At 70.6% G+C, this 24,895-nt stretch carries 23 protein-coding genes and 2 tRNA genes; 6 read left to right on the top strand and 19 right to left on the bottom strand.

Features of this window, described 5'->3' with window-relative positions; all coding sequences use genetic code 11:
* Positions 1–103 precede the first annotated feature (103 nt).
* Together ACLZOT_RS14570 and ACLZOT_RS14565 are read left to right on the top strand one after the other, a co-directional pair.
* A complete protein-coding gene (locus ACLZOT_RS14570; RefSeq protein ID WP_416969280.1) occupies positions 104–2,299 on the top strand; it encodes an elongation factor G-like protein EF-G2 in 2,196 nt (731 codons plus the stop codon).
* A gap of 258 nt (positions 2,300–2,557) precedes the next feature.
* On the top strand, positions 2,558–4,219 hold the full coding sequence (locus tag ACLZOT_RS14565; protein ID WP_416969279.1) for a hypothetical protein: 1,662 nt from the start codon (positions 2,558–2,560) through the stop codon (positions 4,217–4,219).
* A 22-nt stretch (positions 4,220–4,241) separates the two neighbouring features.
* Here the strand turns inward: ACLZOT_RS14565 and ACLZOT_RS14560 are convergent, their stop codons facing one another.
* The 4 genes from ACLZOT_RS14560 to ACLZOT_RS14545 all read right to left on the bottom strand — a co-directional run bounded on the left by ACLZOT_RS14560 (position 4,242) and on the right by ACLZOT_RS14545 (position 8,713).
* A complete protein-coding gene (locus ACLZOT_RS14560) occupies positions 4,242–4,793 on the bottom strand; it encodes an HIT domain-containing protein (RefSeq protein ID WP_319726034.1) in 552 nt (183 codons plus the stop codon).
* Positions 4,794–4,870: 77 nt separating this feature from the next.
* The gene (gene thrS, locus ACLZOT_RS14555) at positions 4,871–6,847 is read right to left on the bottom strand and encodes a threonine--tRNA ligase (protein ID WP_416969278.1); all 1,977 of its coding nucleotides are present in this window, start codon (positions 6,845–6,847) and stop codon (positions 4,871–4,873) included.
* Between the two features lie 112 nt (positions 6,848–6,959).
* Entirely contained in the window at positions 6,960–8,150 is a 1,191-nt protein-coding gene (locus tag ACLZOT_RS14550; RefSeq protein ID WP_416969277.1) for a hypothetical protein, read from the bottom strand.
* On the bottom strand, positions 8,147–8,713 hold the full coding sequence (locus ACLZOT_RS14545) for a DUF4365 domain-containing protein (protein WP_416969276.1): 567 nt from the start codon (positions 8,711–8,713) through the stop codon (positions 8,147–8,149). Before ACLZOT_RS14545 ends, ACLZOT_RS14550 begins: the two co-directional genes overlap by 4 nt.
* A gap of 169 nt (positions 8,714–8,882) precedes the next feature.
* Here ACLZOT_RS14545 and ACLZOT_RS14540 point away from each other — a divergent pair, with 169 nt between their 5' ends.
* The gene (locus tag ACLZOT_RS14540) at positions 8,883–9,611 is read left to right on the top strand and encodes a 3'-5' exonuclease (RefSeq protein ID WP_416969275.1); all 729 of its coding nucleotides are present in this window, start codon (positions 8,883–8,885) and stop codon (positions 9,609–9,611) included.
* Between the two features lie 47 nt (positions 9,612–9,658).
* On the opposite strand, the gene ACLZOT_RS14535 is transcribed toward ACLZOT_RS14540, so the two are convergent.
* From ACLZOT_RS14535 to ACLZOT_RS14490, 10 genes are all read right to left on the bottom strand, one after another.
* Positions 9,659–9,730, bottom strand: a tRNA-Val gene (locus ACLZOT_RS14535).
* Positions 9,731–9,769: 39 nt separating this feature from the next.
* A complete protein-coding gene (locus ACLZOT_RS14530; RefSeq protein WP_416969274.1) occupies positions 9,770–10,216 on the bottom strand; it encodes an SRPBCC family protein in 447 nt (148 codons plus the stop codon).
* 89 nt (positions 10,217–10,305) lie between these two features.
* Complete coding sequence (locus ACLZOT_RS14525; protein WP_416969273.1) at positions 10,306–13,044, bottom strand: Tat pathway signal sequence domain protein; 2,739 nt, start codon at positions 13,042–13,044, stop codon at positions 10,306–10,308.
* A 90-nt stretch (positions 13,045–13,134) separates the two neighbouring features.
* Positions 13,135–13,728 carry a hypothetical protein gene (locus ACLZOT_RS14520; protein ID WP_416969272.1) on the bottom strand — a complete coding sequence of 198 codons (594 nt, stop codon included), beginning with the start codon at positions 13,726–13,728 and terminating at the stop codon, positions 13,135–13,137.
* Positions 13,729–13,732: 4 nt separating this feature from the next.
* Complete coding sequence (locus ACLZOT_RS14515) at positions 13,733–14,608, bottom strand: carbohydrate ABC transporter permease (protein ID WP_416969271.1); 876 nt, start codon at positions 14,606–14,608, stop codon at positions 13,733–13,735.
* Positions 14,605–15,606 (bottom strand): carbohydrate ABC transporter permease, encoded by a 1,002-nt coding sequence (locus tag ACLZOT_RS14510; RefSeq protein WP_355882021.1) that lies wholly within the window; start codon positions 15,604–15,606, stop codon positions 14,605–14,607. The genes ACLZOT_RS14515 and ACLZOT_RS14510 overlap by 4 nt, the downstream gene beginning before the upstream one ends.
* Positions 15,606–16,895, bottom strand: a complete 1,290-nt coding sequence (locus tag ACLZOT_RS14505) for an ABC transporter substrate-binding protein (protein ID WP_416969270.1) — start codon at positions 16,893–16,895, stop codon at positions 15,606–15,608. Before ACLZOT_RS14505 ends, ACLZOT_RS14510 begins: the two co-directional genes overlap by 1 nt.
* Positions 16,896–17,463: 568 nt before the next feature.
* Positions 17,464–18,207: a glycosyltransferase family 2 protein gene (locus ACLZOT_RS14500; protein WP_416969269.1), complete on the bottom strand. Its 744-nt coding sequence runs from the start codon at positions 18,205–18,207 to the stop codon at positions 17,464–17,466.
* Positions 18,208–18,277: 70 nt separating this feature from the next.
* A tRNA-Val gene (locus ACLZOT_RS14495) sits at positions 18,278–18,349 on the bottom strand.
* 126 nt (positions 18,350–18,475) lie between these two features.
* Entirely contained in the window at positions 18,476–18,910 is a 435-nt protein-coding gene (locus tag ACLZOT_RS14490) for a TIGR02611 family protein (RefSeq protein ID WP_416969268.1), read from the bottom strand.
* A 189-nt stretch (positions 18,911–19,099) separates the two neighbouring features.
* On the opposite strand from ACLZOT_RS14490, the gene ACLZOT_RS14485 reads away from it, so the two are divergent.
* Together ACLZOT_RS14485 and ACLZOT_RS14480 are read left to right on the top strand one after the other, a co-directional pair.
* Complete coding sequence (locus ACLZOT_RS14485) at positions 19,100–19,513, top strand: SsgA family sporulation/cell division regulator (protein WP_004002642.1); 414 nt, start codon at positions 19,100–19,102, stop codon at positions 19,511–19,513.
* Positions 19,514–19,817: 304 nt separating this feature from the next.
* Positions 19,818–20,378 carry a CGNR zinc finger domain-containing protein gene (locus ACLZOT_RS14480; protein ID WP_416969267.1) on the top strand — a complete coding sequence of 187 codons (561 nt, stop codon included), beginning with the start codon at positions 19,818–19,820 and terminating at the stop codon, positions 20,376–20,378.
* A 53-nt stretch (positions 20,379–20,431) separates the two neighbouring features.
* On the opposite strand, the gene ACLZOT_RS14475 is transcribed toward ACLZOT_RS14480, so the two are convergent.
* On the bottom strand, positions 20,432–20,584 hold the full coding sequence (locus tag ACLZOT_RS14475) for a hypothetical protein (protein ID WP_187750717.1): 153 nt from the start codon (positions 20,582–20,584) through the stop codon (positions 20,432–20,434).
* Between the two features lie 160 nt (positions 20,585–20,744).
* Positions 20,745–21,215, bottom strand: a complete 471-nt coding sequence (locus tag ACLZOT_RS14470) for a hypothetical protein (protein WP_416969432.1) — start codon at positions 21,213–21,215, stop codon at positions 20,745–20,747.
* Positions 21,216–21,415: 200 nt separating this feature from the next.
* Between ACLZOT_RS14470 and ACLZOT_RS14465 the strand changes: the two genes are divergently transcribed.
* A complete protein-coding gene (locus ACLZOT_RS14465; RefSeq protein ID WP_416969266.1) occupies positions 21,416–21,937 on the top strand; it encodes a DsbA family protein in 522 nt (173 codons plus the stop codon).
* 13 nt (positions 21,938–21,950) lie between these two features.
* Here the strand turns inward: ACLZOT_RS14465 and ACLZOT_RS14460 are convergent, their stop codons facing one another.
* The 3 genes from ACLZOT_RS14460 to ACLZOT_RS14450 are packed head-to-tail and all read right to left on the bottom strand — an operon-like array spanning position 21,951 to position 24,706.
* Positions 21,951–22,790, bottom strand: coding sequence for a GNAT family N-acetyltransferase (locus ACLZOT_RS14460; RefSeq protein ID WP_416969265.1), 840 nt, complete (start codon positions 22,788–22,790; stop codon positions 21,951–21,953).
* A gap of 53 nt (positions 22,791–22,843) precedes the next feature.
* Positions 22,844–23,665 carry an aminotransferase class IV gene (locus ACLZOT_RS14455; RefSeq protein ID WP_416969264.1) on the bottom strand — a complete coding sequence of 274 codons (822 nt, stop codon included), beginning with the start codon at positions 23,663–23,665 and terminating at the stop codon, positions 22,844–22,846.
* Positions 23,666–23,686: 21 nt separating this feature from the next.
* Positions 23,687–24,706, bottom strand: a complete 1,020-nt coding sequence (locus ACLZOT_RS14450) for a chorismate-binding protein (RefSeq protein WP_416969263.1) — start codon at positions 24,704–24,706, stop codon at positions 23,687–23,689.
* Between the last annotated feature and the right edge of the window lie 189 nt (positions 24,707–24,895).

The following is a 24,895-nucleotide window of genomic DNA, read 5'->3' as shown; positions in this document are numbered from 1 at the left end:
GAAAGCTCGAAGGACCGCGGGCGTCACCGGAGCCGCCGCTGGTCGCGGATCCTCTATGTGCTCGCGTCCCAGGGACCTCACCCGATGCTCGGGAGGCAAGGACATGGGCGACAAGGCAAACGCACACCTCGGGGCCGCCGGCAGGGCTACGGCGGCCGACCATCCCGCGTCCGTACGGAATGTGGTGCTGGTCGGCCACTGCGGAGCGGGCAAGACGACACTGGTGGAGGCCCTCGCGCTGACGGCGGGGGCGGTGAACAGGGCGGGCCGGGTCGAGGACGGCGGCACCGTCTCCGACTACGACGAGATCGAGCACCGCCAGCAGCGGTCGGTGCAGCTCTCGCTGGTGCCCGTCGAATGGGACGGCATCAAGGTCAACCTCCTCGACACACCCGGGTACGCCGACTTCGTCGGCGAGCTGAGGGCCGGTCTGCGCGCCGCGGACGCGGCCCTCTTCGTCGTCTCGGCAGCGGACGGCGTGGACGGCGCGACCCGCATGGTGTGGGACGAGTGCGCGGCCGTACGGATGCCCCGCGCGATCGTCGTCACGCACCTGGAGGCGGCCCGCGCGGACTTCGAGGAGATGGTCCGCACGTGCGCGCAGGCGTTCGGCGGCGACGACCCCGACGCCGTGCTCCCGCTCTACCTGCCGCTGCACGGACCGGCAGGCCCCGACGGACACGCGCCCGTCACCGGCCTCACCGGGCTCCTGACGCGCACCCTGTTCGACTACGCGTCCGGCGAGCGCAAGGAGTCCGAGCCGGACGAGGCGCAGCTCCCGGCGATCGAGGAGGCCCGCAACCGGCTCATCGAGGGAATCATCGCGGAGAGCGAGGACGAGACCCTCATGGACCGCTACCTGGACGGCGAGCAGATCGACGTCCGGACGCTCATCGAGGACCTGGAGCGGGCCGTCGCGCGCGGGACGTTCTTCCCCGTCCTCGCGGGAGCCCCCGCGGCCGACGGCGCCCGGCAGGGCATCGGCACGGTCGAACTCCTCGAACTCGTCACCCGCGGCTTCCCCACCCCGCTGGAGCGCGAGGCACCGCACGTGACGACGATCGACGGCCGTACGCGCGCGCTGAAGACCTGCGACCCCGGCGGCCCCCTCGTCGCCGAGGTCGTGAAGACCACCTCCGACCCGTACGTCGGCCGGGTCTCCCTCGTGCGCGTCTTCTCCGGCACCCTGCGCCCCGACGAGACGGTGCACGTGTCCGGGCACGGGCTCGCCGACCGGGGCCACGAGGACCACGACGTCGACGAGCGGGTGGGCGCGCTGTCGGCGCCGTTCGGGAAGCAGCAGCGGGCGCTGTCCCACTGCATCGCCGGGGACCTCGCCTGCGTCGCGAAGCTCGGGCGGGCCGAGACCGGGGACACGCTGTCCGCGAAGGACGACCCGCTGCTGATGGCCGCCTGGCGGATGCCCGACCCGCTGCTGCCGCTCGCCATCGAGGCCCACAGCAAGGCCGACGAGGACAAGCTCTCCCAGGGCCTCGCCCGCCTCGTCGCCGAGGACCCCACGATGCGCCTCGAACACAACGCGCACACCCACCAGGTCGTCCTGTGGGCGCTCGGCGAGGCCCACGCGGACGTCGCCCTGGAGCGGCTGCGCAGCCGGTACGGGGTGCAGGTCGACGTCGTCCCGCACAAGGTGTCCCTGCGGGAGACGTTCGCCGGGCGCTCCGGCGGGCGCGGGCGGCACGTCAAGCAGTCCGGGGGGCACGGGCAGTACGCGATCTGCGAGATCGAGGTCGAACCGCTGCCCGGCGGCTCCGGGATCGAGTTCGTCGACAAGGTGGTCGGCGGAGCGGTGCCCCGCCAGTTCATCCCGTCCGTCGAGAAGGGCGTGCGCGCGCAGGCCGCGCGCGGGGTCGTCGCCGGGTACCCGCTCGTCGACGTCCGCATCACCCTCCTCGACGGCAAGGCCCACTCCGTCGACTCCTCCGACGCCGCCTTCCAGACCGCCGGCGCGCTCGCCCTGCGCGAGGCCGCCGCCGACGCCACGATCCACCTCCTGGAACCCGTCGCCGAGGTCAGCGTCCTGGTCGGCGACGACTACGTGGGCGCCGTCATGAGCGACCTGTCCAGCCGCCGGGGACGCGTCCTCGGCACCGAACAGACCGGTTCCGGCCGGACGGTGGTGCGCGCCGAGGTCCCCGAGATCGAGATCGGCCGGTACGCGGTCGACCTGCGCTCCCTCTCCCACGGCACGGCCCGCTTCGACCGCGCGTACGCGCGCCACGAGGCGATGCCGGCGCATGTCGCGGAGAAGGTGCGGGGACAGGAGGCGAAGGCGTAGGCGGAACCGGGGGCGGGCGCGGGCGCTCGCCTCCAACTCCCTTTCCCCGTGCGCCTCCACGCGCCCCCACGAGCCGAACATGCGCCCTACGGCGGCCAGTTCACGGAATCTCCTCCTCCGTTCCGCCGGTCCGCTCCCCCGCACCCGGTCCGGATGTCAGTGGGGACGGATACCCTGATGACCTGATCAACAGGTGTGCGGAGCACGGAAGTCGGGAAAGCCGCAGGAGCGGGTCCGGGCGGCGATGGGGGCGGTTACATGACCGTTGGCAGTGTGTACGGCGACATCTTCGGCCCACAGGTGCCACTGATGGGCGACGGAGGACAGACGGCGACGTTCGCGCTGGCCTCCGCCGCCTACCGGGACAGCCCGGCCGAGGAGATAAAGAAGGCCGACAACGAGTGGCACCAGTCGTCGGTCAGCCCGGGACGCAAGTGGGCCAGGATCTTCCGCCCCAACCTCGGCGAGGCGTTCTCCCAGGCCGTCATCGACCGCATGCTCGGCGTCGGCCGCAAACCCCTCATCCAGTCCTTCGGCGCGGAACCCGCGGTCGTCGTCGAGCACTGCCTCGCCGCGAACAACATCCGCCGCGACCGCGACCGCAAACTCGCCGCCGTCATGTTCCTGTGCGGCGTCGTCTTCCTCCCCGGCCTGCTGGTCTGGCTGGGCGTCTTCCAGCTCCGCGCGATGATGGGCAAGAGCACCAACAAGCGCGCCTCGGGCCTCGCCACCGCCCTCCTCGTCGTCGTCGGCATCCTCGCCGTGCTCCTCCTGGTCAAGCTGCCCTTCGGCGGGATCCTCGGCTGGTACGTCCGCGGGGCGATCGTCGCCCCCGTCGCCGGCTGGTTCATCGCCCGCCGCATCTGCGAGTCCACCGCGAAGGACCTCCGCGAACGCTGGGACAGCCTCCTGTCCGGCGCCGGCGTCGGCGCCAAGATCCCCGAGGCCGTCCCCACCAGCCCCGACCAGGCCGCCGCCGAACAGCTCCGCCAGTCACTGGCCCGCCTCTCCGCCGAACAGCAGTCCAACGGCGTCTTCTACGCGGGCCCCAAGGGCATACTCGGCATGGGCACCCGCTGGGGCTCCTGGCACCTCGCCGAGGAACTCGTCCCCCTCGACCCCGTCAAGGGCGTCCACGAGTTCCGCAGCTGGACCATCGCCCGCGCCATCAGCGACCAGCTCAACCTGCTGCAACGCCAGAGCCTCAAGACCGGCGGCTTCCCCGCCCCCTCCGTACGGCACTGGGTCGTCTCCCACGTCGGCGAGGGCGCCAAGGCCGTCAGCCGCCCCGAGGGCACCGACGTCGAGGCGTACCAGTTCAAGCCCAAGGCCATCGAGGACATCTGCAACAACCAGCAGTTCGGCAGCGGCAACCGGCACTACCTGGGCGTCCAGTGGACCACCTGGGACGGCCAGCTCATCATCACCATGATGATCACCGTCACCGTCCTGCACGAGACGCTGCGCATAGAGGTCACCGGCCACGCCCTCGGCCCCGTCAACGGCCTGTTCATGTCCAAGCCCGAGGCCCCCACCAAGGAGGTCGCCAAGACCGTCCGCTTCTGGGAGACCCGCAAGATCAAGCTCCCCCTCGTCACCACCGACGAGGTCGTCCGCCTCGGCGCCCGCGCGACGATCAGCTGGTACCCCCCGCTCCTGAAGTGGCTCGGCGGCTCCATCGGCCTCCCCGAACCCTTCGGCCTGCGCCACGCCTGGGCCGACCAGCCCTGGAAGAACCGCTTCATGGCCGACGACGCCCTGCGCACCGCGACCCCCGTCCTGCGCGTCGTCCACGCCGCGACGATCAAGGTCCTCCAGGAACACGACGTGGACGTCACCAAGTTCACCGCCCGCGCCGGGATACTCAGCGGCGGCGTCCAGGACCCGAGCCCGGGGAAGGCCGACACCTACAACGCGTGAGCGGACGGAGCCGGCCGAACACTCACGACTCGGCCGGCCACGCCTCCGCCAGCATCTTCCGCGTGTCCGCAAGCAGTTGCGGCAGCACCCGTGTGTGCCCCACCACCGGCATGAAGTTCGTGTCCCCGCCCCACCTCGGCACGATGTGCTGGTGCAGATGCGCCGCGATCCCCGCGCCCGCCACCGCCCCCTGGTTCATCCCCAGGTTGAACCCGTGCGCCCCCGACGCCTTCCGCAGCGCCGTCATCGCCTGCTTCGTCAGCAGCGCGACCTCCGCCGTCTCCGCGTCCGTGAGGTCCGTGTAATCGGCGACGTGACGATACGGCACCGCCATCGCGTGCCCCCCGGTGTACGGGTACAGATTGAGCACGACGTACGCCAGCTCCCCCCGCCTGACGATCAGCCCGTCCTCGTCGGACTTCGCCGGAATCGAGCAGAACGGGCACCCGTCGTCGGCCCCCGGCCCCGTCGGCTTGCTCTCACCCTGGATGTAGGCCATCCGATGAGGCGTCCACAGGCGCTGGAACGCGTCCGGCACGCCCACTCCGATCTGCTGCTCCGGCTCACTCGTCATGGTGAGCAGCATATGGCGTACGCACAGGGGCAGGGGAAAGGCCCCCGGAGCGAACTCCGGGGGCCCTGAAACCGCTGTCAGACCTGGACGCGACGCTCCACGACGTCGACGAGCTTCGCCAGCGCCTCATCCTTCGGGATGCCGTTCTCCTGCGAACCGTCCCGGTAACGGAAGGAGACCGTCCCGGCGTTCATGTCCTCGTCGCCGACGATGACCATGAACGGGACCTTCTGCTTCTGGGCGTTCCTGATCTTCTTCTGCATCCGGTCCGAGGAGGAGTCCACCTCGACCCGCAGGCCCTTCTTCTTGGCCTCGGCGGCGAACTCCTCCAGGTACTCCACGTGCCCGTCACCGATCGGGATGCCCACCGCCTGCACCGGCGCCAGCCACGCCGGGAACGCGCCCGCGTAGTGCTCCAGCAGCACGGCGAAGAACCGCTCGATGGACCCGAACAGCGCACGGTGGATCATGACCGGCCGCTGCTTCGTACCGTCCGCCGACGTGTACTCCAGGTCGAACCGCTCCGGCAGGTTGAAGTCGAGCTGGATGGTCGACATCTGCCAGGTGCGGCCAATGGCGTCTTTGGTCTGCACGGAGATCTTCGGACCGTAGAACGCCGCCCCACCCGGGTCCGGCACCAGCGGCAGCCCCTGCTTCTCGGCCACCTGCCGCAGCGTCTCGGTGGCCTCTTCCCAGACCTCGTCGCTGCCGACGAACTTCTCCGGGTCCTTGGTCGACAGCTCCAGGTAGAAGTCGTCGAGCCCGTAGTCCCGCAGCAGCCCCAGCACGAACGTCAGCGTCCGGTCCAGCTCCTCGGACATCTGCTCACGCGTGCAGTAGATGTGAGCGTCGTCCTGGGTGAACCCCCGCGCGCGGGTGAGCCCGTGCACGACGCCCGACTTCTCGTACCGGTACACGGTCCCGAACTCGAAGAGCCTCAGCGGCAGTTCACGGTACGACCGCCCCCGCGCGTCGAAGATCAGGTTGTGCATCGGGCAGTTCATCGGCTTGAGGTAGTAGTCCACGCCCTCGTCGAGCTGCATGGGCGGGTACATCCCGTCCGCGTACCAGTCGAGGTGCCCGGACTGCTCGAAAAGCTTGCCCTTGGTCGCGTGGGGCGTGTAGACGAACTCGTACCCCTCCTCCTCGTGCCGGCGGCGCGAGTAGTCCTCCATCACCCGGCGGATGATCCCGCCCTTGGGGTGGAAGACCGCGAGCCCGGAGCCGATCTGCTCGGGGATGGAGAAGAGGTCCAGCTCGTTGCCGAGCTTGCGGTGGTCACGCTTCTCGGCCTCGGCGAGGAAGTCGAGGTACGCCTTCAGCTCGTCCTTGGAGGGCCAGGCGGTGCCGTAGATGCGCTGGAGCATGGGGTTCTTCTCGCTGCCCCGCCAGTACGCGGCGGCGTTCCGCATCAGCTTGAACGCCGGGATCAGCCGGGTCGACGGCAGGTGCGGACCACGGCACAGGTCCTTCCAGCACAGCTCGCCGGTCTTCGCGTCGAGGTTGTCGTAGATCGTCAGCTCACCGGCCCCGACCTCGACGTCCGCGCCGTCGTCGGAGGAGGCGGACCCCTTGAGCCCGATCAGCTCCAGCTTGTACGGCTCGTTGGCGAGCTCCTCGCGGGCGGCCTCGTCGGTGACGACGCGGCGGGCGAAGCGCTGCCCCCTCTTCTGGATCTCCTGCATCTTCTTCTCGATGGCCTTGAGATCCTCGGGCGTGAACGGCTTCTCGACGTCGAAGTCGTAGTAGAAGCCGTCCTTGACCGGCGGTCCGATGCCGAGCTTGGCCTCGGGGAAGATCTCCTGCACGGCCTGTGCCATGACGTGCGCGGTGGAGTGCCGCAGGATGTTGAGGCCGTCCTCGGAGGTGATCTCGACGCCCTCGACGGTCTCGCCGTCGGACAGCTCGTACGCCAGGTCCTTCAGCTCGCCGCCCACGCGCGCGGCGACGATGGAACGCTCGCCGGCGAAGAGGTCGGCAGCCGTGGTCCCCGTCGTCACCACGCGCTCTTCCCGCTCGGAATCGCGTTGGATGGTCACACGGACGTCTGACACCGGTCTCTCCTGCCTGAAGGTGAAATGCGGCGCCATACGAGGAGCGCGCGCAAGAGGGGATCGTACCGACCCCCGGCCACCCTCCGCGAAACAAGCCCCCGAGGTTGGGGCCCTAGTCGTCCGGCTCGCCCCCGCACGCCTCCTCGAAGAAGTCGATGTTCTCCTGGAGCGACTTGAGCAGCCGGTCGCGTTCCTCGTCGTCGACTTCGACGGGGACGACGCCGTACCCGTCCGCGAGCCGCCGGAAACCGCCCCGGCTCTCCAGCCGCCCCCGCACCCGCACCGGCAGCCCCAGCAGGTGCGCCTGCCCGGCGATCCGGTAGTCCTCCTCGTCGAGCCGCACCCGCACCTGGGCCACCTCGGCCCCCGCGAGGACCCGCAGCCGTACGCTCCCCTCCCCGCGGGGCCCGGACCGCCGCAGCCGGACGACGGCCCCGGTGAGAGTGACCGGCACGGACGGCTCCTCCCGCAGGTACCGCGCCCCGGCCTCGCGCAGCACGGGGATGTCCCCGGGCGAGAACTCGACGGCTTCCCCGGACCCGGCGCACCCGTCGGGCACCCCGGCGCCGGGCGCCCATGCGACGGCGATGCGGGCCCCCTCCGTACCGCGCACGAGCGAGATAAGTGCCTCGGTCAGCTCGCGGCTGACGCCTGCCTCGACGGCCCCGTCGAAGGCGTCCATGCCGCCGGTGGCCCGCTGGTAGTCGACGGCCTCGCGGGCGGCGTACAGGGCCTGGTGCAGGCGTACGGCGAGCGGTCGGGCGGCGGAGACGGGCACGAACGCGGTGAGCCGGCGTCCGCCTTCGGCGGTACCGACGAGGACGTCGTCGAGGAGGGCCGCGGCGCTGCGGCGGTGGCGGGCGCCGTGGTAGCCGGCGCGGGCGTGGGCGGCGAGGGCGCCGGCGAGGAGGGTGGCGCGGGCGGCCGTGCGTAGCTGGTCGTCGGCGTTCCATGCGGCCGGGCCCTCGGGGATGTCCCGCCACCAGCGGATCTCGTCGCTGGGGACGGCGAGGCCGAGCAGCACTTCACGCGCGGTGGGGGTGCCCGTGCGGGTGAGGGCGGTGAGCGCTTCCGTCAGCAGGTCGTCGCTGTCGGGGAAGGCGCGGCTCTCGGGGACGAGGAGGCTGGTCGCGGACGCACCCGGTCCCGGCGGGGTCCAGCGGCCGTACCGTCCGGGCGCTCCGCCGCGCCGCTGCCAGCCGTGGCGGCGCAGGAGGGCGGCGAGGACGGCGGGGTCGACGTCGGCGGGGTCGGGGGCGGGGTGGGTGCGGACGAGCCTCAGCGGCTCACCGGGGTAACTCATGGTCGTCCTCCCGTCCCGACCCGCGTCATGATCTCGCACAGCGCCCGGTCGTCGAAGATGCGTGAGGTCGGTATCCGTACGGTGGTGCGGGTGCGGCCGGTGATCGGCTGGCCGGCGAGGTTGACCCAGTAGCAGCAGTGGCGCAGGTCGAGGCGGTCGTGGCTGGCGCGCAGCCAGTCGTCCGGGGAGCGCGGGACGAGCATGACGACCAGGATCTTGTGCACGGACACCGGGGTGCGGGCGAGTTTGCGCAGGTGGTCGTTGTCGAGGGTGAAGGGGAAGGTGCGGCCCGGCGGGTGCGGCGGGAGCTGGTAGGTCGCCTTGAGCTGGACCTTGATGGTGACCTCGTCGTCGACGGTGTGGCCCGGTGAGCCGTGGCTGACGTGCCAGTCGATGCCGTTGTCGGGGAACGGCTGGGACAGCGAGCAGCCGGCCGCGGCGGCGACGGCGTGCAGATAGCCCACCTGCAGGGTCTCCATGCAGGCGGTGGTGGCGAGCGTGCCGCGATGGGGGCCCGTGCGTTCGGGCAGCAGCCCGCCCCGCTCGGGCTGCGCTATCGCCATGACCAACAGCCTTCCCCGTTATTGCGAGTTCTTGGTGCGGTCCGGTGAAGTCCCAGGTCCCGCACTCCTGTTGTGTCCTTCCGGCGTACGGCGCAAACAGCCCGGGTATCACCAAACAGGCAGAAGACGGCATGTCATCGGCCATGCGTGAACGAGGGGTTGTGAGGATATGACGTGCTGGTACGAAGGCCCCCTCGCGGCCTTCGACACGGAGACGACAGGAGTGGACGTCGAGTCGGACCGGATCGTGTCGGCCGCGCTCGTCGTGCAGGACGCCACGGGGACCCGGCCCCGGGTGACCCGCTGGCTGGTCAACCCGGGTGTACCGGTGCCGAGTTCGGCGACGGCGGTGCACGGGCTGACCGAGGAGCACCTCCAGCGCAACGGCCGCTGGCCGGCACCGGTGATGCACGAGATAGCCCAGCTGCTGGCCGAACAGGCGGCGGTGGGGCGGCCGTTGGTGGTGATGAACGCGCCGTTCGACCTGACGCTCCTGGACCGCGAGCTGCGCCGGCACCGGGCGTCGTCGCTGGACGACCGGCTGGAGCAGTCCCCGCTGCGGGTCCTGGACCCCCGGGTCCTCGACAAGCACCTCGACCGCTACCGCAAGGGCCGCCGTACGCTGACGGACCTGTGCGCGCACTACGAGGTGACGCTCGCCGAGGCGCACGACGCGGCGGCCGACGCGCTGGCCGCGCTGGAGGTCGTCCGGGCGGTCGGGCGCCGCTTCTCGGCCCGCCTGGAGCGCCTCTCCCCCGGCGAGCTGCACGCCCTCCAGACGGGCTGGCACGCGGCCCAGGCGCGCGGCCTCCAGGCGTGGTTCGCGCGCAGCGGGCAGGAGGAGACGGTGGACCAGTCCTGGCCGGTGCGCCCGCCGGTCCTGCCGGCGGCGGCGTGAGGGCAAGCGAAAGGCCGGTCAGCTCAGGCTGACCGGCCTTTTCCCGGTGGGCGATACTGGGTTCGAACCAGTGACCTCTTCGGTGTGAACGAAGCGCTCTCCCACTGAGCTAATCGCCCGGGAACGCACTGAACAATACAGGCCCGCGTGCCTTTCCTTCAAACCGTTCGCAGAGCCCGGGCCAGCCCCCGCCGCCCGGCACGCATCATCAGCCGATGATTGAGCCGGAACACGGGCCGCCCGGGAACGGCGAGCATGCGCAGCAACGGCTTGTTCACGTCGACGACTTGCTCGTACCGCGCGAGCGTCCCCTCACCCCTGGCCTCCAGCGTCCACCGCGCCCACCCTTCGAGATCCCCGCTCATGACGATCTCCAGCACCCCGGCGTGGGGGTCCCGGCGGACTTCGCGGGCGGTGAAGGTGAGCGTGTAGGGGAGGGTGGCACGAATCCGTACAACCCCGCTGGCGTCGTCGATCGGGGTGACCGAGCGGACTTGCGGCCACCAGCGGGGGTAGTCCTCGGCACGTTCAAGAGCGAGGTAGACGGCGGCGATGGGTGCAGGCAGGGCCCAGAGGCTACGGAAGCAATAGCGCGTCCAATCCACGGCCGCCAAGTGTAGGTCTTTTAGGGGCGCGGGGAACTGCGCGACCAGCCACGACGGCCCCGCAGTCCCCCACGATCCCAAGCCACCCCCTACGAAGGCATCTTGTTCCCCAGCAGCGCCAGATTCTCGATAGCCGCCAGCCCGTACAACGCGGTGTCGTTGGTGGACACCCAGGTGGCCTCGCTACCGGCGACCAGCGCGGTGGGTCCGGTCACCTTCTCCGTCCTCCACGGCGCCGACTCCTTGTACCCGTCGGAGTTGTAGAACTTGTCCCAGGCCCGCTTGGCGAGCTTCTCGTCGCCGGTCTTGACGGCGGCGTACGCGTCGAGGCGCGAGTGCCCCTGGAACAGCAGCAGCGTCCCGAAGTTGGACCCGTACCGCGCCGCCTGCTCGGCCTTGGTGGCGTTGAAGTAGCGGCAGTAGTCGAAGTACGCCTCGTTGAAGCGGGGCATGTCGACGAGGTGGATCAGCTCGGCGCACAGTTCGTTGAGTCCGAAGACGGCGGAGAGGTGCGAGACCCCGACCACCGGCGCGGGCGCCACCGCGAACTTCCCCGTGTCGAGGTCGTACAGCCCGCTGCCCTGCACGAACCCGTTCGGCTGGGCGGCGATGGTCTCCATCGTGGACAGGACGCGCGCCTTGGCCTTCTCCCACTTGGGCCCGCGCCGCTCCCACTCGGTGAGCCAGGCGGAGACGAGCCCGCTCCAGTCGGTGCCGAAGCCGATGGACAGGGCGTGCCGGTCGGGCGTGTAGGGCTCGGTGCGGATCTTGCGGATGGGGTCGAGGACGAGGAACGTCTCGTCGGAGTCGACGTTGGCGTGCATGAGGTCGCCGACGCGTTCGTCGGCGGTGAGGAAGTAGTAGTAGCGGCGGTACGTGGTGTTGGCGATCCGCTGCTGCTTCGCGCTGTCGGCGTAGTGCTGGACGCCGTGCCGCGTCCCGAGCCCGGCCCACTTGCCGAGGTGGTAGACGTCGACCTCACCGGTGTGCCGGGTCATGGCCTCGGCGAACCGGAAGATGTCGGAGCGGCCGGAGCGCAGGTACGCGTACCAGAGCCACAGGTCGGGCGAGAGTTCGGAGTTGTCCCACGCGTACCCGCCGATGTCGTACCGCCACTGGTGGCGGACGGTGTCGTACGTGTGCATGATGTCGCCGTAGTCCCAGAAGCCGTACCAACGGCGTTGCTCCACCTGGTCCTTGTAGTAGGTGAAGAGGAAGTCGAGGTGGTCCTCGATCTTCGCCTTGGCCGGGGTGGAGCGGTCGGGCTCGGAGTAGAGACCCGGGCCGAAGACGCTCGCCTTGATCAACTGCTTGGGCGGGGCGGCGAGTTGCGGCAACACCCGGACGGCTTCGACCTGTTGGGCGAGGGTTTCCGGGGTCGGGGTGGACTCGTTGGCCCAGAAGAGGAGTTCGGAGGTGCGGGCGATGCCGTAGGGCGTGCCGAACTCGGGCTCGTAGTCCTCGTAGGTGATGTTGAGACCTTCGAGCTGTTCGGGGAACGTGTCCTGGCCCATGCCGTCGTGGTAGAAGCGCAGGTCCATGGGCTGGGCCTCGGGGGACCAGAGCCAGAGGGTGACCTCGGCCTCGTCGGTCTGGGCGTCGCGGATGTCGAGCTGGGAGGGGTGGCGTTCCCAGAAGTCCCGCAGCCCGAAGGAGAATCCGCCGCTCGCGCCGCCGACGTACCCGAATCCGGAGGCCCGTTTGCCGCCGCCGGCGCCGATCCAGCCGTGGCCCTTCTTGGTGCGCTTGCGCAGGGTGAAGCCGTCGGCGGAGAGCTGGGAGAGGGTGTAGTCGCCCCACTCGGGGATGTACTGGAGCCGGGTGGTGACCCGCTGGTCCCAGGTCGAGGGGTCGGGCAGCTTCTTGCCGGCGAACTGGGCTTCCTGGACGGCGATTCCGGGGTCGCGGCGCAGGCCGGTGATGCCCTTGACGGCCTCGCGCAGGAGGCCGGTGCCCTCGCCGCCGATGCGGATGTGGCGGTCGTAGGACTGGTCGCGCATGGGCACGGTGAAGCGGACGCCGAGGCCGCGGATGAAGTCGCCGCTGGCCTTGCCGGGTTCCTGGGTGCCGTCGTAGGTGATGGTGTGGACCATGCGGAAGGAGTCGGCGCCCGCGTAGAAGTAGAGGCGGATCGAGAAGGGGAGCCAACTGCGGTTGCCCTTGCGGTGTTTGCCGTCGATGCGGACGACCGCGCGGACGGGGCCCTCCTGTTCGACGGTCACCGAGGAGATGGCGCCCTCGAAGCGTTCGGTCTTGACGGTGCCCTGGTCCTCGTCCTCGATCTCGGGCTGGCGGATGAGGACGAGGCGGCCGTTCTTGGCGATCTCGGTGGAGCCGCGCCTGACGGACTTGATGAGCGTGGCGCCGGACTTGCCGATCTTGACGTCGACGACGCCGGTCGACACGTCGATCGTGCCGCCGCTCTTGTCGACGGTGACCTTCTTGCCGGGCGCGGCCGGTGTGCCGGGGGCCAGCGTCAGCTTGCCGTCGCCCGAACTCACCGCGTGCGCGGTCCACTTGAGGGAGCCGTCGGGCCAGTAGGCGATGGGCCAGGACTGGACGGGAACGTCCTTGCCGGCCGCGTCGGTGACGGCGAAGGTCTGGTCGTCCTGGAAGGTGCCCATCGGCCAGGGCACGCCGAGCGTGGAGCCGGGGGCCGCGCCGAGGCCGCCGTCCTCCAGCCAGTCCAGGGTCACGGGGTCTGCGGCGCCGGTCCCGGCGGCCGGGGCGGCGGAGGCGTTGTTCGCGCCGAGGGCCCAGCTGAACTGGGCGGCGACGCCTGCGACGGCTGCCGCCTTGAGGAGGGATCTGCGAGGAAGGGGGGACATGGCCGTTCCTTTCCGTGCGGGGAAGCGGGGGAAGCGGGGGCATGACAGAGGGAGGTACGGCACCCTGCACGGGCCGTACCGGCGAGGTTCTCAGCGGCGCCGGTAGCGTTCTTCCACGGCGAGGGACGCGGCGACGACGGCCCCGAGGACGGGGACGCCCAGCGGTGCGATGAACCAGGCGGACATGACGACGACGGCGAGCCCGGCGACGACGAGGAAGGAGCCGGCCGGGTCGAGGACCGTACGGCGTCCGGCGTCGGCGAGCAGCGCCCGCCAGCTCGCGCCCGGGGTCCAGACGGCGGCGGCCCGCAGCAGCGCGACGGCGGCCCCGATCAGCGCGAACACGCCGATCGCGCCGATCAGCGGCCCGCCCGGCAGCCCGGCACGCACGGCCCACACGTCGATCCAGACCGCGACGACGGCCGCCCACCCGGCGAGCCCGACGGCCCACCCGCCGCGCAGCGCCGTACGGAAGTCCTGGACGAACTCCCGCAGTCCGCCGTCCACATGGCCGGTACGGCGGGCCAGGTGGCGGCTGCCGGCGGCGAGGGCGGCGGGGTAGGTGACGACGCCGAGGCAGGCGACGGCGATCCAGACGCCGGTGAGCAGGCATTCGGCGAAGACGGCGAACCTCTCCGCGAACACGGACTCCTTGCGCGGCTTCACACGCGTCTCGGTGGCCATGGCGTCAGCCCTTGAGCCCGGAGGTCGCCATGCCGTCGATGAGGTAGCGCTGGAAGGCGAGGAAGAAGGCGAGGACGGGCAGGAGCGCGACGAGGGACATGGCGATCATGCCGCCGTAGTCGGCGACGCCTTCCTGGTCGACGAACATCTTCAGGCCCAGGGAGACGGTGTACTTGTCGGGCTCGTTGAGGTAGATCAGCGGGCCCATGAAGTCGTTCCACGAGTTGATGAACGTGAAGATCGCGCTGGTGATGAGGGCGGGGCGGCACAGCGGGAGCACGATCGACCAGTAGATGCGCAGGTGTCCGCAGCCGTCGAGGCGGGCGGCCTCGTCGAGTTCCTTGGGCAGGTTGCGCATGAACTGGACCATGAGGAAGACGAAGAAGGCTTCCGTGGCGAGGTACTTGCCCAGCAGCAGCGGGGTGTACGTGTTGATCATGTCCATGTTGCGGAAGAGCACGTACTGCGGGATGAGCAGGACGTGGTACGGCAGCAGGAGGGTGCCGATCATCAGCGTGAAGAGCAGGTTGCGGCCCGCGAACTTGATGCGGGCGAACGCGTACGCCGTGAGCGAGCAGGAGATCAGGATGCCGACCACGGAACCGAGGGCGAGGAACAGCGAGTTGGTGAAGAACGTCGAGATGGAGATGTCGGCGATGCCGTCGCCGAGCCGCGTGTAGTTGGAGACGATCGGGTCGGCCGGGAAGAGGTCGAGGCTGCCGACGATGTCCTCGCTCTTCTTGAACGAGCCGCCGATGACCCAGATCACGGGGTAGAGGATCACGGCGAGGATCGCGAGGGAGCCGAGGTGCCAGGCGAGCGAGCCGGCGCGCTTCCTGCCGGTGCCCGAGGTCTTGTGGATCGTGGTGGTGGCGCTCACCGGGCGTCCTCCTCGTAGTGCACCCACTTCTTCTGCGACCAGAAGAGGACGGCGGTGACCAGCGCGACCGCGACGAGCAGCAGCCACGCCATGGCGGAGGCGAGACCCATCCGGCTGTTCTCGAAGCCCTGGACGTACAGATAGCAGGTGTAGACCATCGATCCGTCGGCCGGTCCGCAGGCGTTTCCGCCCGCGCCGCCGCCGACGATGTACGCCGAGCTGAAGATCTGGAAGGAGTGGATGGTCTCCAGCAGGACGTTGAAGAAGAGGACCGGGGAGATCATCGGCAGGGTGATGTTCCAGAACCTGCGCCAGGTCCCGGCACCGTCCATCTCGGCGGCCTCGTACAGCTCGCGCGGGACCTGCTTGAGGCCGGCGAGGAAGATGACCATCGGGGCGCCGAACTGCCAGACGGTGAGGGCGACGAGGCTGTAGATGATCAGCTCGGGGTCACCGGTCCAGCCGCCGGCGTTGATCCCGAAGAACTGCTGTGTCTGGTCGACGACGGCGTCGTCCGAGAAGATCGCCTTCCAGACGATCGCGATGGAGACGCTGGCCCCGATCAGCGAGGGTGCGTAGAACGCGGCCCGGTAGAACGCCTGGCCGCGCCGCTTCTGGGCGAGCAGCAGGGCGACCCCGAGGGCGGCGAGCAGCTTGAGGGGCGTACCGACGACGACGTACCAGAGGGTGACCTGTACCGAGTGGCGCCAGCGGGGGTCGCCGAACATCTCGGAGAAGTTGTCGAGGCCGATCCACTTGGGCGGGTCGAAGAGGTTGTAGTCGGTGAACGCGAAGTAGAGCGAGGCGACCATCGGGCCCGCGGTGAGCAGCAGGAACCCGGCGATCCACGGCGACATGAAGAGGTAGCCGGCCAGGTTCTCCCGGCGCATCCGGCGCTTGAGCTCGGGGGGTTTCGCCAACCGCTCCGGGCCGCTGGGCGGCCCGGAGTCCTCGGTCAGGCCCTCCAGTGCGGGGGCGTGTGTCACGGTGGTTCCCATCAGGCCGTGAGGGCCGTCTTCGACTCGGTGAAGAACTGCTTGACGGCGTCGTCCACCGACCGGGTGCCCAGGGCGAGTTCCTCGGCGATGCGCAGGAACGCGGACTCGCAGAGGTCGGCGCCGCTGGGGTGCGGGGTGATGGGCTCCAGGACGCCGGAGGAGACGAGGGACTCCTCGTAGGCGGCGATCGACTTGGCGACCTCGTCGGTCGGCTTGAACGCGTCGTACTGCGCCTGGGTGGCGGGCACGCCCCGGTCGTAGCCCATGATCTTGGCGACCTCGGGGTCGTGGACCATGAAGCTGATGAACTGGGCGACTTCCTTGGGGTGCTTGGTGCGCTTGGAGGCGCTCAGCATGAGGGAGCCGAGGTACTGGCCGGTCTTCTTGCCGTCGGTGGTGGGGATGGGGGCCAGGCGGTACTGGCTCTTGCCCTCGGAGGTGTAGCGGACGGTGAAGTTGTCCCAGGTGAACTCCCCGGCGGCGAGTTCGCCGGCAACCGCGGACTTCGGCTTGATCTGGGCGACCTTCTTGGCATCGGCGAACTCGCCCTGTTCCAGGCCCTTCTCGGCCTTGGTCCACCAGTCCTTGAGGTCGGCCTCGGTGAAGCCGAGACCGTCGGCGGTGAAGAACGCCTTGCCGTTCTGGCGGAGGTACAGGTCGTAGAGGTACATGACGCCGTACATGCCGGAGTCGCCCGCGCGGCCGGTCTTCTGGTGGATCTTCAGCATCGCGGCGTGGAACTCGTCCCAGGTCCAGCCGGGCTTGGGGGTGACGCCGGAGCGGGTGTAGACGGGCTGGTCGATGACGAGGGCCATCGAGTTGGAGCCGACGGGGACGCCGAGGAGCTTGCCGTCGACCTCGCCGAACTTGTCGAGTCCGGCGCGGAATCCGTCCATGGAGAGGTTGCCGGCCTTGACCTGGGCGCTCAGGTCGAGCAGAACGTTCTTCGCGTCGTATTTCCGCAGGAATCCGATGGCGTTCTGGAAGACGTCCGGCGGATTTCCGCCCGAAGCCTGGGTATTGAACTTCTTCCAGAAGTCGGTGTACGGCTGGAAGTCCGTTTTCACCTTGATCTTCGGGTACTTCTTCTCGAAGAGCGCGATGGTCTGGTTGATTCTCTTGGCGCGGTCGTCGGCGCCCCACCACGCGTAACGGATCGTCACCGTCCCGTCGGAGGACGAACCGCTGTCCCCACCGCACCCGGTCGTGGCCGCCAGCCCGAGCGTGGCAGCCGTCGCCCCGGCCGCCTTCAGGATCGTTCGCCTCTCAACATTCCTGGTGGTTCCCACAGTCGGGCCCTCCCCGCAGCGTCGTTGCCGCTTGCATGAATCGTTTCAAGAAAGCGCTTGCTGGCACAAGGTACGAGGGGGGTGAGAGAGCGTCAATGATTCGGACAGGATTTTCTTGTGAGACGGCTTGGGGACGGCCCTGCGCCCCAAGTCCCCTGCCCGGCAATCGCGTTGACATACCCGCAGGTGAGCCGCCCGGGTTCGAGCACCCGAACACCGAATGGCCGACCGGGCGACGGCGGGCATGGGCCGAAATTCGCCGGAGTGGTTTGAACGGGGTCTTGGGGTGGTCTGGTAGGGGTACGGCGGGGTGGTGCTGTTTGTCCGGCGGCGCCTTGAGGAGGCGTCGGGTCAGCGTGTGCCTGGGGTTTCGGCGTTGGTCGCCTTGAGGCGGGCGACGTGCTTGCCTGCGGGGTCGGCGTTGGTCGTCTTCGACCGGGCGACGTGCGCGGCTGCGAGGTCGGCGCCAGTCGCTTTCGGCCAGGCGACACCCTCGCCCCAAGCTTTGCGAGCAGGGAGGTACCCCCGAGACACCGTCCGGCCCACTCTGGGAATGTGCCGCCAGGCCCTACCCGAACAGCGCGGCGAGCTGTTCGGCCCGCTCCTCGATCAGGCGCATCCGCAAGGCCCGTTCGGTCGGTTCGGTGTGGGCGTCGCCCGCGGAGACCTGCCCCGGCCACTTGCGGTACAGGAGGCCCGGCTCGCCGATGAAGTGGCCCCTCGCGACCGTGCCGGCGGCGATCAGCAGGCCCGTGTCGTCGGAGCCGGGTACGGCCATCCAGCCACCCAGGGCCACCGCGAGGGTGCGGCGGATGCACAGGGTGGTGGGGTGGACGGGGAGGCGGTGGCCGTGGGTGCGCCAGTACGCGGTGACCGTGTGCGGGGGGATCGGGCCGGGGGCGGGGTCGTTGTCGTTGGCGGCCGTCGTGCCGTCGGGGAGGAGGTCGAGGGCGCGGGAGGTGGTCCAGCCGGTCGCCGGGTCCTGGAGAGCCTCGATGTCCCTGGCCAGGGCGCCGGGCGTGAGGACGTCGTCCTGGTCGAGGTTCTTGATCAAAGTGCCCTCGGCGCGGGCGAGGCCGAGGTTGCGGGTGATGGCGACGCCGCCTCGGCGGCCCCGGGCGAAGCGGATCCGGGGGTCGGCCGGTTGGTCGAGGAGGGCTTCCGCGATGCCCGTCTCGCCGTCCTCCTGGACGATCCACTCCCAGGACCAGCCGGGCGGGAGGGCCTGGGCGACGAGGGAGGCGTGGGCCGCTCTGAAGTACTCGGGGTGGGGGTCGTAGATCGGCGTGATGACGGATATCAGGCTGGCCACGCGCTCCCCCTCGGACATGCGCGACGACACCTAGGGCCGTTCCGACTTCCGGAACGGCCCCTGGATCGGGTGGGCGATACTGGGTTCGAACCAGTGACCTCTTCGGTGTGAACGAAGCGCTCTCCCACTGAGCTAATCGCCCGGGTGCGGGGTGAACATTACCGCATGTCAGGGGGTGGGTACGACCGGGTCGGGGCCACCGAAGGGGGAAGCGGTCGGCGGCGCGCGGTGACCGACGGGGGGCGGTCAGGAGGGCGTACTCACCGGTTCACTGGTTCTTGATGTTCCACGGCATCTCCAGGCCGTACTTCCAGAGGTAGACGCCGGCGAGTACGCCGATGATCACGAGCGCGACCGACGTCAGGATGATGTTGCGGCGGCGCACCTTCGGGTCGAGCGCCTTCTGGGCGGCCTCGGTGACCTTGCGCTTCGTCCAGCGCAGGACCAGCTGGGCCCAGACGAACTCGGTCGCCCAGATCGCCATGCCCGCGAAGATCACGACCCAGCCGGGCCCGGGCAGCGGCAGCATGATGATGCCGAGCACCACGACCGCGAGGCCGACGACGAACACGCCGACCTGCCAGCTCAGGTGCAGTGTCCTGCTCTTCTTGATGAACGCCGGCGCCTTGGATCCGAGGCCGTCGGGTTTCGTACTGTCCGTGACCACGGTCGCCTCGCCGGGCTCGTCACTCCCCGTATTCATACCCGAACCTTACCGGAGAGAATCCGATCACCGGAATGGTGGTACCGGGCGAAGAGGGTCTCGGCCGGAAGAGTTACGTAAAGACGCACAAAACACTCAGAGGGGTTTACAACGGCACCGTAGGTGGCATGTCGATTTCGCCGACGTGCGAATCCCCGAGCGCACACTGAGCGAAAGGCCCTGGCGCTTATGAACACCACGGTCAGCTGCGAGCTGCACCTGCGCCTCGTTGTGTCGAGCGAGTCCTCCCTGCCTGTTCCCGCAGGTCTGCGGTACGACACGGCCGATCCCTACGCCGTGCACGCCACCTTCCACACCGGAGCCGAGGAGACCGTCGAGTGGGTGTTCGCCCGCGACCTCCTCGCGGAGGGCCTCCACCGGCCCACCGGCACCGGCGACGTCCGCGTGTGGCCGTCGCGCAGTCACGGTCAGGGGGTCGTCTGCATCGCCCTCAGCTCCCCCGAGGGCGAAGCCCTCCTGGAGGCACCGGCGCGGGCACTGGAATCCTTCCTGAAGCGCACCGACGCGGCCGTGCCCCCGGGCACGGAGCACCGGCACTTCGATCTCGATCAGGAGCTGTCGCACATCCTGGCGGAGAGCTAGGCGCGAGATCTCCACCCCGCCCGACGCCGTCCACTCGGGGAGACGGCTCGGGCAGCCACGGACGCGGGCCGCACCGGGCCGCGACCGACGCCGCTCACCGGGTTCTCCGGTGGGCGGCGCCGGTGTTTTCGGCGGGGGTGTTTTCGCCACGCGGGGGCCGGGCAGGGGGTTCCCGTCGGCGGATGCGGGGTGAGGCGATGTCCAGGTGGGCGGGGGTCGTGGAGCCGAGGTCTCTCGGCGTGGACGGCTACCATCGGCCAGCATCGGCGGGCGCGTGGCCCGTCCTCAGGGCAGGGAGCGAATTGTGCTGATCCCCCACGACACCCGGTGCGCGCTGGACGCGGTGGTGGGTCTGGTCAACACCGCGCCGGAGGACGGGACGACGGCGGACGGGCTGGCGGACGTCGCGGCGCTGGAGGGCTTCGTCCGGTCGAACGACATCAGCGGGGTCGAGGCGCTGTCGGACGTCGACCTGGAGTCGGTGCGGGCGCTGCGCGGGCGGTTCGACGAGATCTTCGCGGCGCCGGACGCGCGGACCGCGGCCGAGCTGATCAACAAGCTGGTCGCCGGGGCGGGGACGACTCCGCAGCTCACCGATCACGACGGGTACGACTGGCACGTCCACTACTTCGCGCCCGGCGCCTCCCTCGCCGACCACCTCGCCGCGGACTGCGGCATGGCCCTCGCGTTCTTCGTCGTCGCCGGCGAGCAGGAACGCCTGCGGCGCTGCGAGGCCCCCGACTGCCGCCGCGCCTTCGTCGACCTCTCCCGCAACCGCTCACGCCGCTACTGCGACAGCAGAACCTGCGGAAACCGCTTGCACGTCGCGGCCTACCGGGCCCGGCGCAAAGAGGCGACGGGGTAGCGGGCCGGGGAAGTCGCCGCCCCCGGCGGATGGCGCCGGGGGCCGCGGGACGGTCACAGCAGCAGCAGGTCGTGCAGCGCTGCCATGAGGAGGAGGGACCCGATCACCGCGAGGAAGATCATGAGCGGTGGCTGGGATAGGGCGAAGAGGCATCCGCGCGGCTCGTCCTGAGGGGGCGCGGCATCGCTCTGTGTCGTGTCCAGCATCTCGCGGGTGATGATGGCGCAGGTGGGACCCCCATTGCGATCAATACGCACCGATTGAGCGGGAGTTCGCCGAAACCGTCGCAGTCGGTTTCAGGGCGTGATCATTTCCGCACGCCGGGAACACCACTTGTGTCGTTTCGGCCGAGGTGTACCGACTGCCTCAAATGCCGTGCTTCTTGAGGATCGCCTCGATGTCACTGAAGTCCTCACCGGACGAGCCGGAGGAGCCCGACGAGCCGGACTGCGTACGCCGCCCCGCCGCGGGACGCGGCTGCCGGGCGGCCGCCGGACCGGGCGTCGGCGTGGAGGCCCCCGGCGCCACGGCCTCACGGCTCGCCGAACGGGCCGCTTCCCGGCGCTCCTTGCGGGTCCCGCCCCGGCGCCGCTCCACGGACCGGGTGAGCGCGAACAGCCCCCACGCGCCGCCGAGTACGGCGAATCCCGCCCAGGCGACCGGGCTGAACGCGGTGTCCTCCGCCCACCCGACGACACCGGTCATGACGAGGCCGAGCGGCACCAGCGCGTACGCCGCGATCCGGGCCGCCGACAGGAAGCGCTTGCGGTACGCCGTCACCGCCGCGATACCGAGGCCGGCCGCGGCGACAGCGGAACAGACGGTCTCGGCGATCATCCGGTCCTCCAGGCTCTGCGGTGCGCGCACGGGCCGGCGCACCTCGTACTCCCCTCCATCGTGCACCTCCCCCACCCCTGGGGGCCATGCCCCGGCCCGGACATCAGGGACATCTCCGGGTCGCCCCTGACGAACACCCCGGGGCGCAGGACCCCGCCCACCGATTGGGCTCCCCCGCCTCCGCCTGGAACACTGCCCCCATGAGCGATTCCCCCTCCCCCGCCGCCCCCGTGGTCCTCGACGTCTGGTGCGAGCTCCAGTGTCCCGACTGCCGGTCCGCGCTGGCCGACCTGCGGCTGCTGCGGGAGCGGTACGGGGACCGGCTGGACGTACGGCTGCGGCACTTCCCGCTGGAGAAGCACAAGCACGCCTTCGCCGCCGCGCAGGCCGCGGAGGAGGCCGTGGAGCAGGGGCAGGGGTGGGCGTACGTCGAGGCGGTGCTCGGGAAGGTCGAGGAGCTGGACCGGCGCGGTGAGGCGTTCCTCGTCGACACGGCGCGGGAACTCGGGCTGGACGCCGAGGAGTTCGACACGGCGCTGATCGACGGCCGGCACATCCTGATCGTCGACGCGGACCAGGCCGAGGGCAAGGCGATCGGCGTGACCGGCACTCCGACGTACGTCATCGACGGCGTACGCCTCGACGGCGGCAAGAGCCAGGAAGGGCTGCGGGAGCGCGTCGAGGAGATCGCCGACCGGCTGCTGGCGGCGTCCGGCGGCTGAGCGGGAGCCGGGGTCAGAGCAGGATCTTGTACAGGCCGTGCCCGACGACCTCGTACCCCAGTGACGCGTACAGCCGCTCGGCCGGGGTGTTCCCGGCGAAGACGTTGAGGCCGATGGTGCCCTTGCCCGCGGTGATCGCGCGGGCCTCGGCCAGGTGCATCAGGGTGCGTCCGTGGCCGTGGCCCCGGAACTCCTCGGCGACCTCGACGTCGTAGATGTAGGACGTGGCGCCCTCGGTGGCGAGCCAGAGGGTGCCGAGGCGGGTGTCGGCCTGTTCGAGGACGTCGATGGTGGTGCCGGGCGGGACAGGGCGGACGGCGGGGGGCTCGGGGATCTCGCGGGCGATGCGGTGGTCCGCCTCGGCGCGGGTGATGCCGCGTTCCACGCAGGCGTCCGCGAAGGCGCGGAAGCTCGCCGCCATGAAGGGGCCGTACTCGGCCTCGGCGATGGGGCGCGCGGTGAGTCCGGGCGGGAGGGCGGGGGCGTTCGTGCCGAGGGGTTTCTCCATGCCCCGGTTGCGCAGGACGTAGCCGAGGGCGGTGGCGAGGCGGATGCCGGGGACGGTCGCGGGGTCGGTGCCGGGCTGGACGGGGACGTACACATCGATCGAGCGGCAGCCCCACCCCCGCGCCACCTCCTCCGCGGCGAGCGCGGCGACCGTCGCGCGGCCCCGGTGGCGGTCGGCCTCGTCGATGTGGAGTTCCTCGATGCGGGCGATCGTCGGGCCGAAGCCGGGGTGGGTGGCGAGGTGGAGCGTGCCGACGGGACGGCTGTTCACGCACACCTGGTAGTGGCGTGAGAGCCGGGCGGGCTCCCGCTGGAGCGGCTCGGTGGGGCGCAAGGTCGTGGTCATGACGTTTTTCTACCCGGGTGCAGGCCCTCTGAGCAGCCCGATTACGGCACCCCTCACGGGTCCAGGTCGTCCGCCGCCCGTTCCGCGAACACGCGCATCGCCTTGGCCGTCACGGGTCCCGGCGCTCCGGGCAGGTCTCGCGCGTCCACGCGGTGGACGGCCTGGACGTCCCGGAGGGTGGACGTCAGGAACACCTCGTCGGCGCGTTCCAGGACGTCCAGCGGGAGGTCGGTCTCGTGGGCGCCGGTCCACTCGGCGACGAGTTCGCGGGTGATGCCCGCGAGGCAGCCGGAGGCGAGCGGCGGGGTGTGGATCTCGCCGTCGAGGACGACGAAGACGTTGGAGCCGGTGCCTTCGCAGAGCGCGCCGACGGTGTTCGCGAAGAGGGCCTCGGTGGCGCCCTGGCCGTGCGCGCGGGCGAGGGCTACGACGTTCTCGGCGTACGAGGTGGTCTTGAGGCCGGTGAGGGCGCCGCGTTCGTTGCGGGTCCAGGGGACGGTGACCGCCGCGGTCGTGTCGGGGCGGCGGGTCGTCTCGCCGACGGCGACGACGAGGGTGGTGCCGTGGGCGCCCCGGTCGGAGCCGAGGGGGCCCTGACCGCCGGTGTAGGTGATGCGCAGGCGGCCGAGCGGCAGGGGGTTCGCGGCGAGGACGGCGGCGCAGGCCGTACGGATCTCGTCGTGGTCGGGGTCGGGCAGGCCGAGGCCCCGGGCGGAGCGGGTGAGGCGGTCGAGGTGGCGGGTGAGGGCGAAGGGGCGGCCGTCGGTCGCCTTGATCGTCTCGAAGATGCCGTCGCCCACGGTCAGTCCGTGGTCGAGGACGGAGACGCGCGCGTCGTCGATGTCCTTCAGCGCGCCGTCGAGCCAGAGTTTCACCGGTGCCACCTCGCGGGTTCGTCAGCCGTCGTACTGCCCCGACGCTACCGCGAGCAGCCGGGACGCCTTCAGTTCGGTCTCCCGCCACTCGCCCTCGGGGTCGGAGCCCCAGGTGATCCCGGCGCCCGTGCCGAACTTCAGCAGGCCCCCGTCGATCCAGAACGTCCGGATGCCGACGGCGAGTTCACCTCTCCCCCGGTCCGCGTCGACCCAGCCGACGCCGCCGCAGTAGGGGCCGCGCGGCGCGGTCTCCAGGGCGTCGATGATCCTGAGGGCGCTGGACTTGGGGGCGCCGGTGACGGAGCCGGGCGGGAAGGCGGCGGCGAGGAGCTGCGGCCAGCCGGCGCCCTGGCGCAGTTCGCCGCTCACGGTCGAGACGAGGTGGACGAGACCGGGGTGCTTCTCCACCGCGCACAGGTCGGGGACGGTGACGCTGCCGGTCGTACAGACCTGGCCGATGTCGTTGCGGACGAGGTCCACGATCATCACGTTCTCGGCGTAGTCCTTCTCCAGGAGGTCCGCCTCGGTGCGGCCGGTGCCCTTGATGGGGCCGGAGAGGATCGTGCGGCCGGCGCGGCGCAGGAAGAGTTCCGGGGAGGCGGTCGCGATCTGCACGCCGTGCCCGGGGAGGCGGATCGTGCCCGCGTACGGCGCCGGGTTGCCGCGTGCGAGGAGTGCGGTGAGGGCGTCGACGTCGGCGTCCTCGGGGATCGGCGCGGACAGGACCCGGCACAGGTTGGCCTGGTAGACGCGGCCGGCGGCTATGTGCTCGCGGATCCGCCGGACGCCCGCCGTGTACGCGGCACGGTCCAGGGACGACGTCCAGTCCCCGGCGCCCGGCCCGCGCCAGGCCCCCGGCACCGGCGCGGGGACCGGGGCGCGGCGCACGTCGGCGAAGCGGGCGCAGGTCAGGCGGCCCTCGAAGTCGGCGGCGACGGCCCAGAAACCGCTGGACTCCAGGGCGGCGGGGTCACTCGTGACGTCCAGGAGCCCGGTGGCGACTCGGCTACCGAAGCGGGCGAGGGGAGGGAGGTGGGGCACGGGTCGAGTCTAGGTGGGGTGTCCGCAAGGGCCCTTCTGGTGGATATCCGCGGGAGAAGGAGCGGCGTTCGGTGCGTGCTCTCGGGGTGCCGCGTAGAAGTCCTCGATGGGGGTCCCCCCGCTCAAGCGAAGTCGCGAGTGGGGGGTCCCCCCCTGCTCGGAGAGCTTGGGGGAGCGTGGCGGGCGTCG

The organism is Streptomyces sp. 4F14, from assembly GCF_048159485.1.
GTDB lineage: Bacteria > Actinomycetota > Actinomycetes > Streptomycetales > Streptomycetaceae > Streptomyces.
The sequence above is the reverse complement of the archived record's forward strand: the minus strand, read 5'-3'. Positions and strand labels throughout refer to the sequence as shown.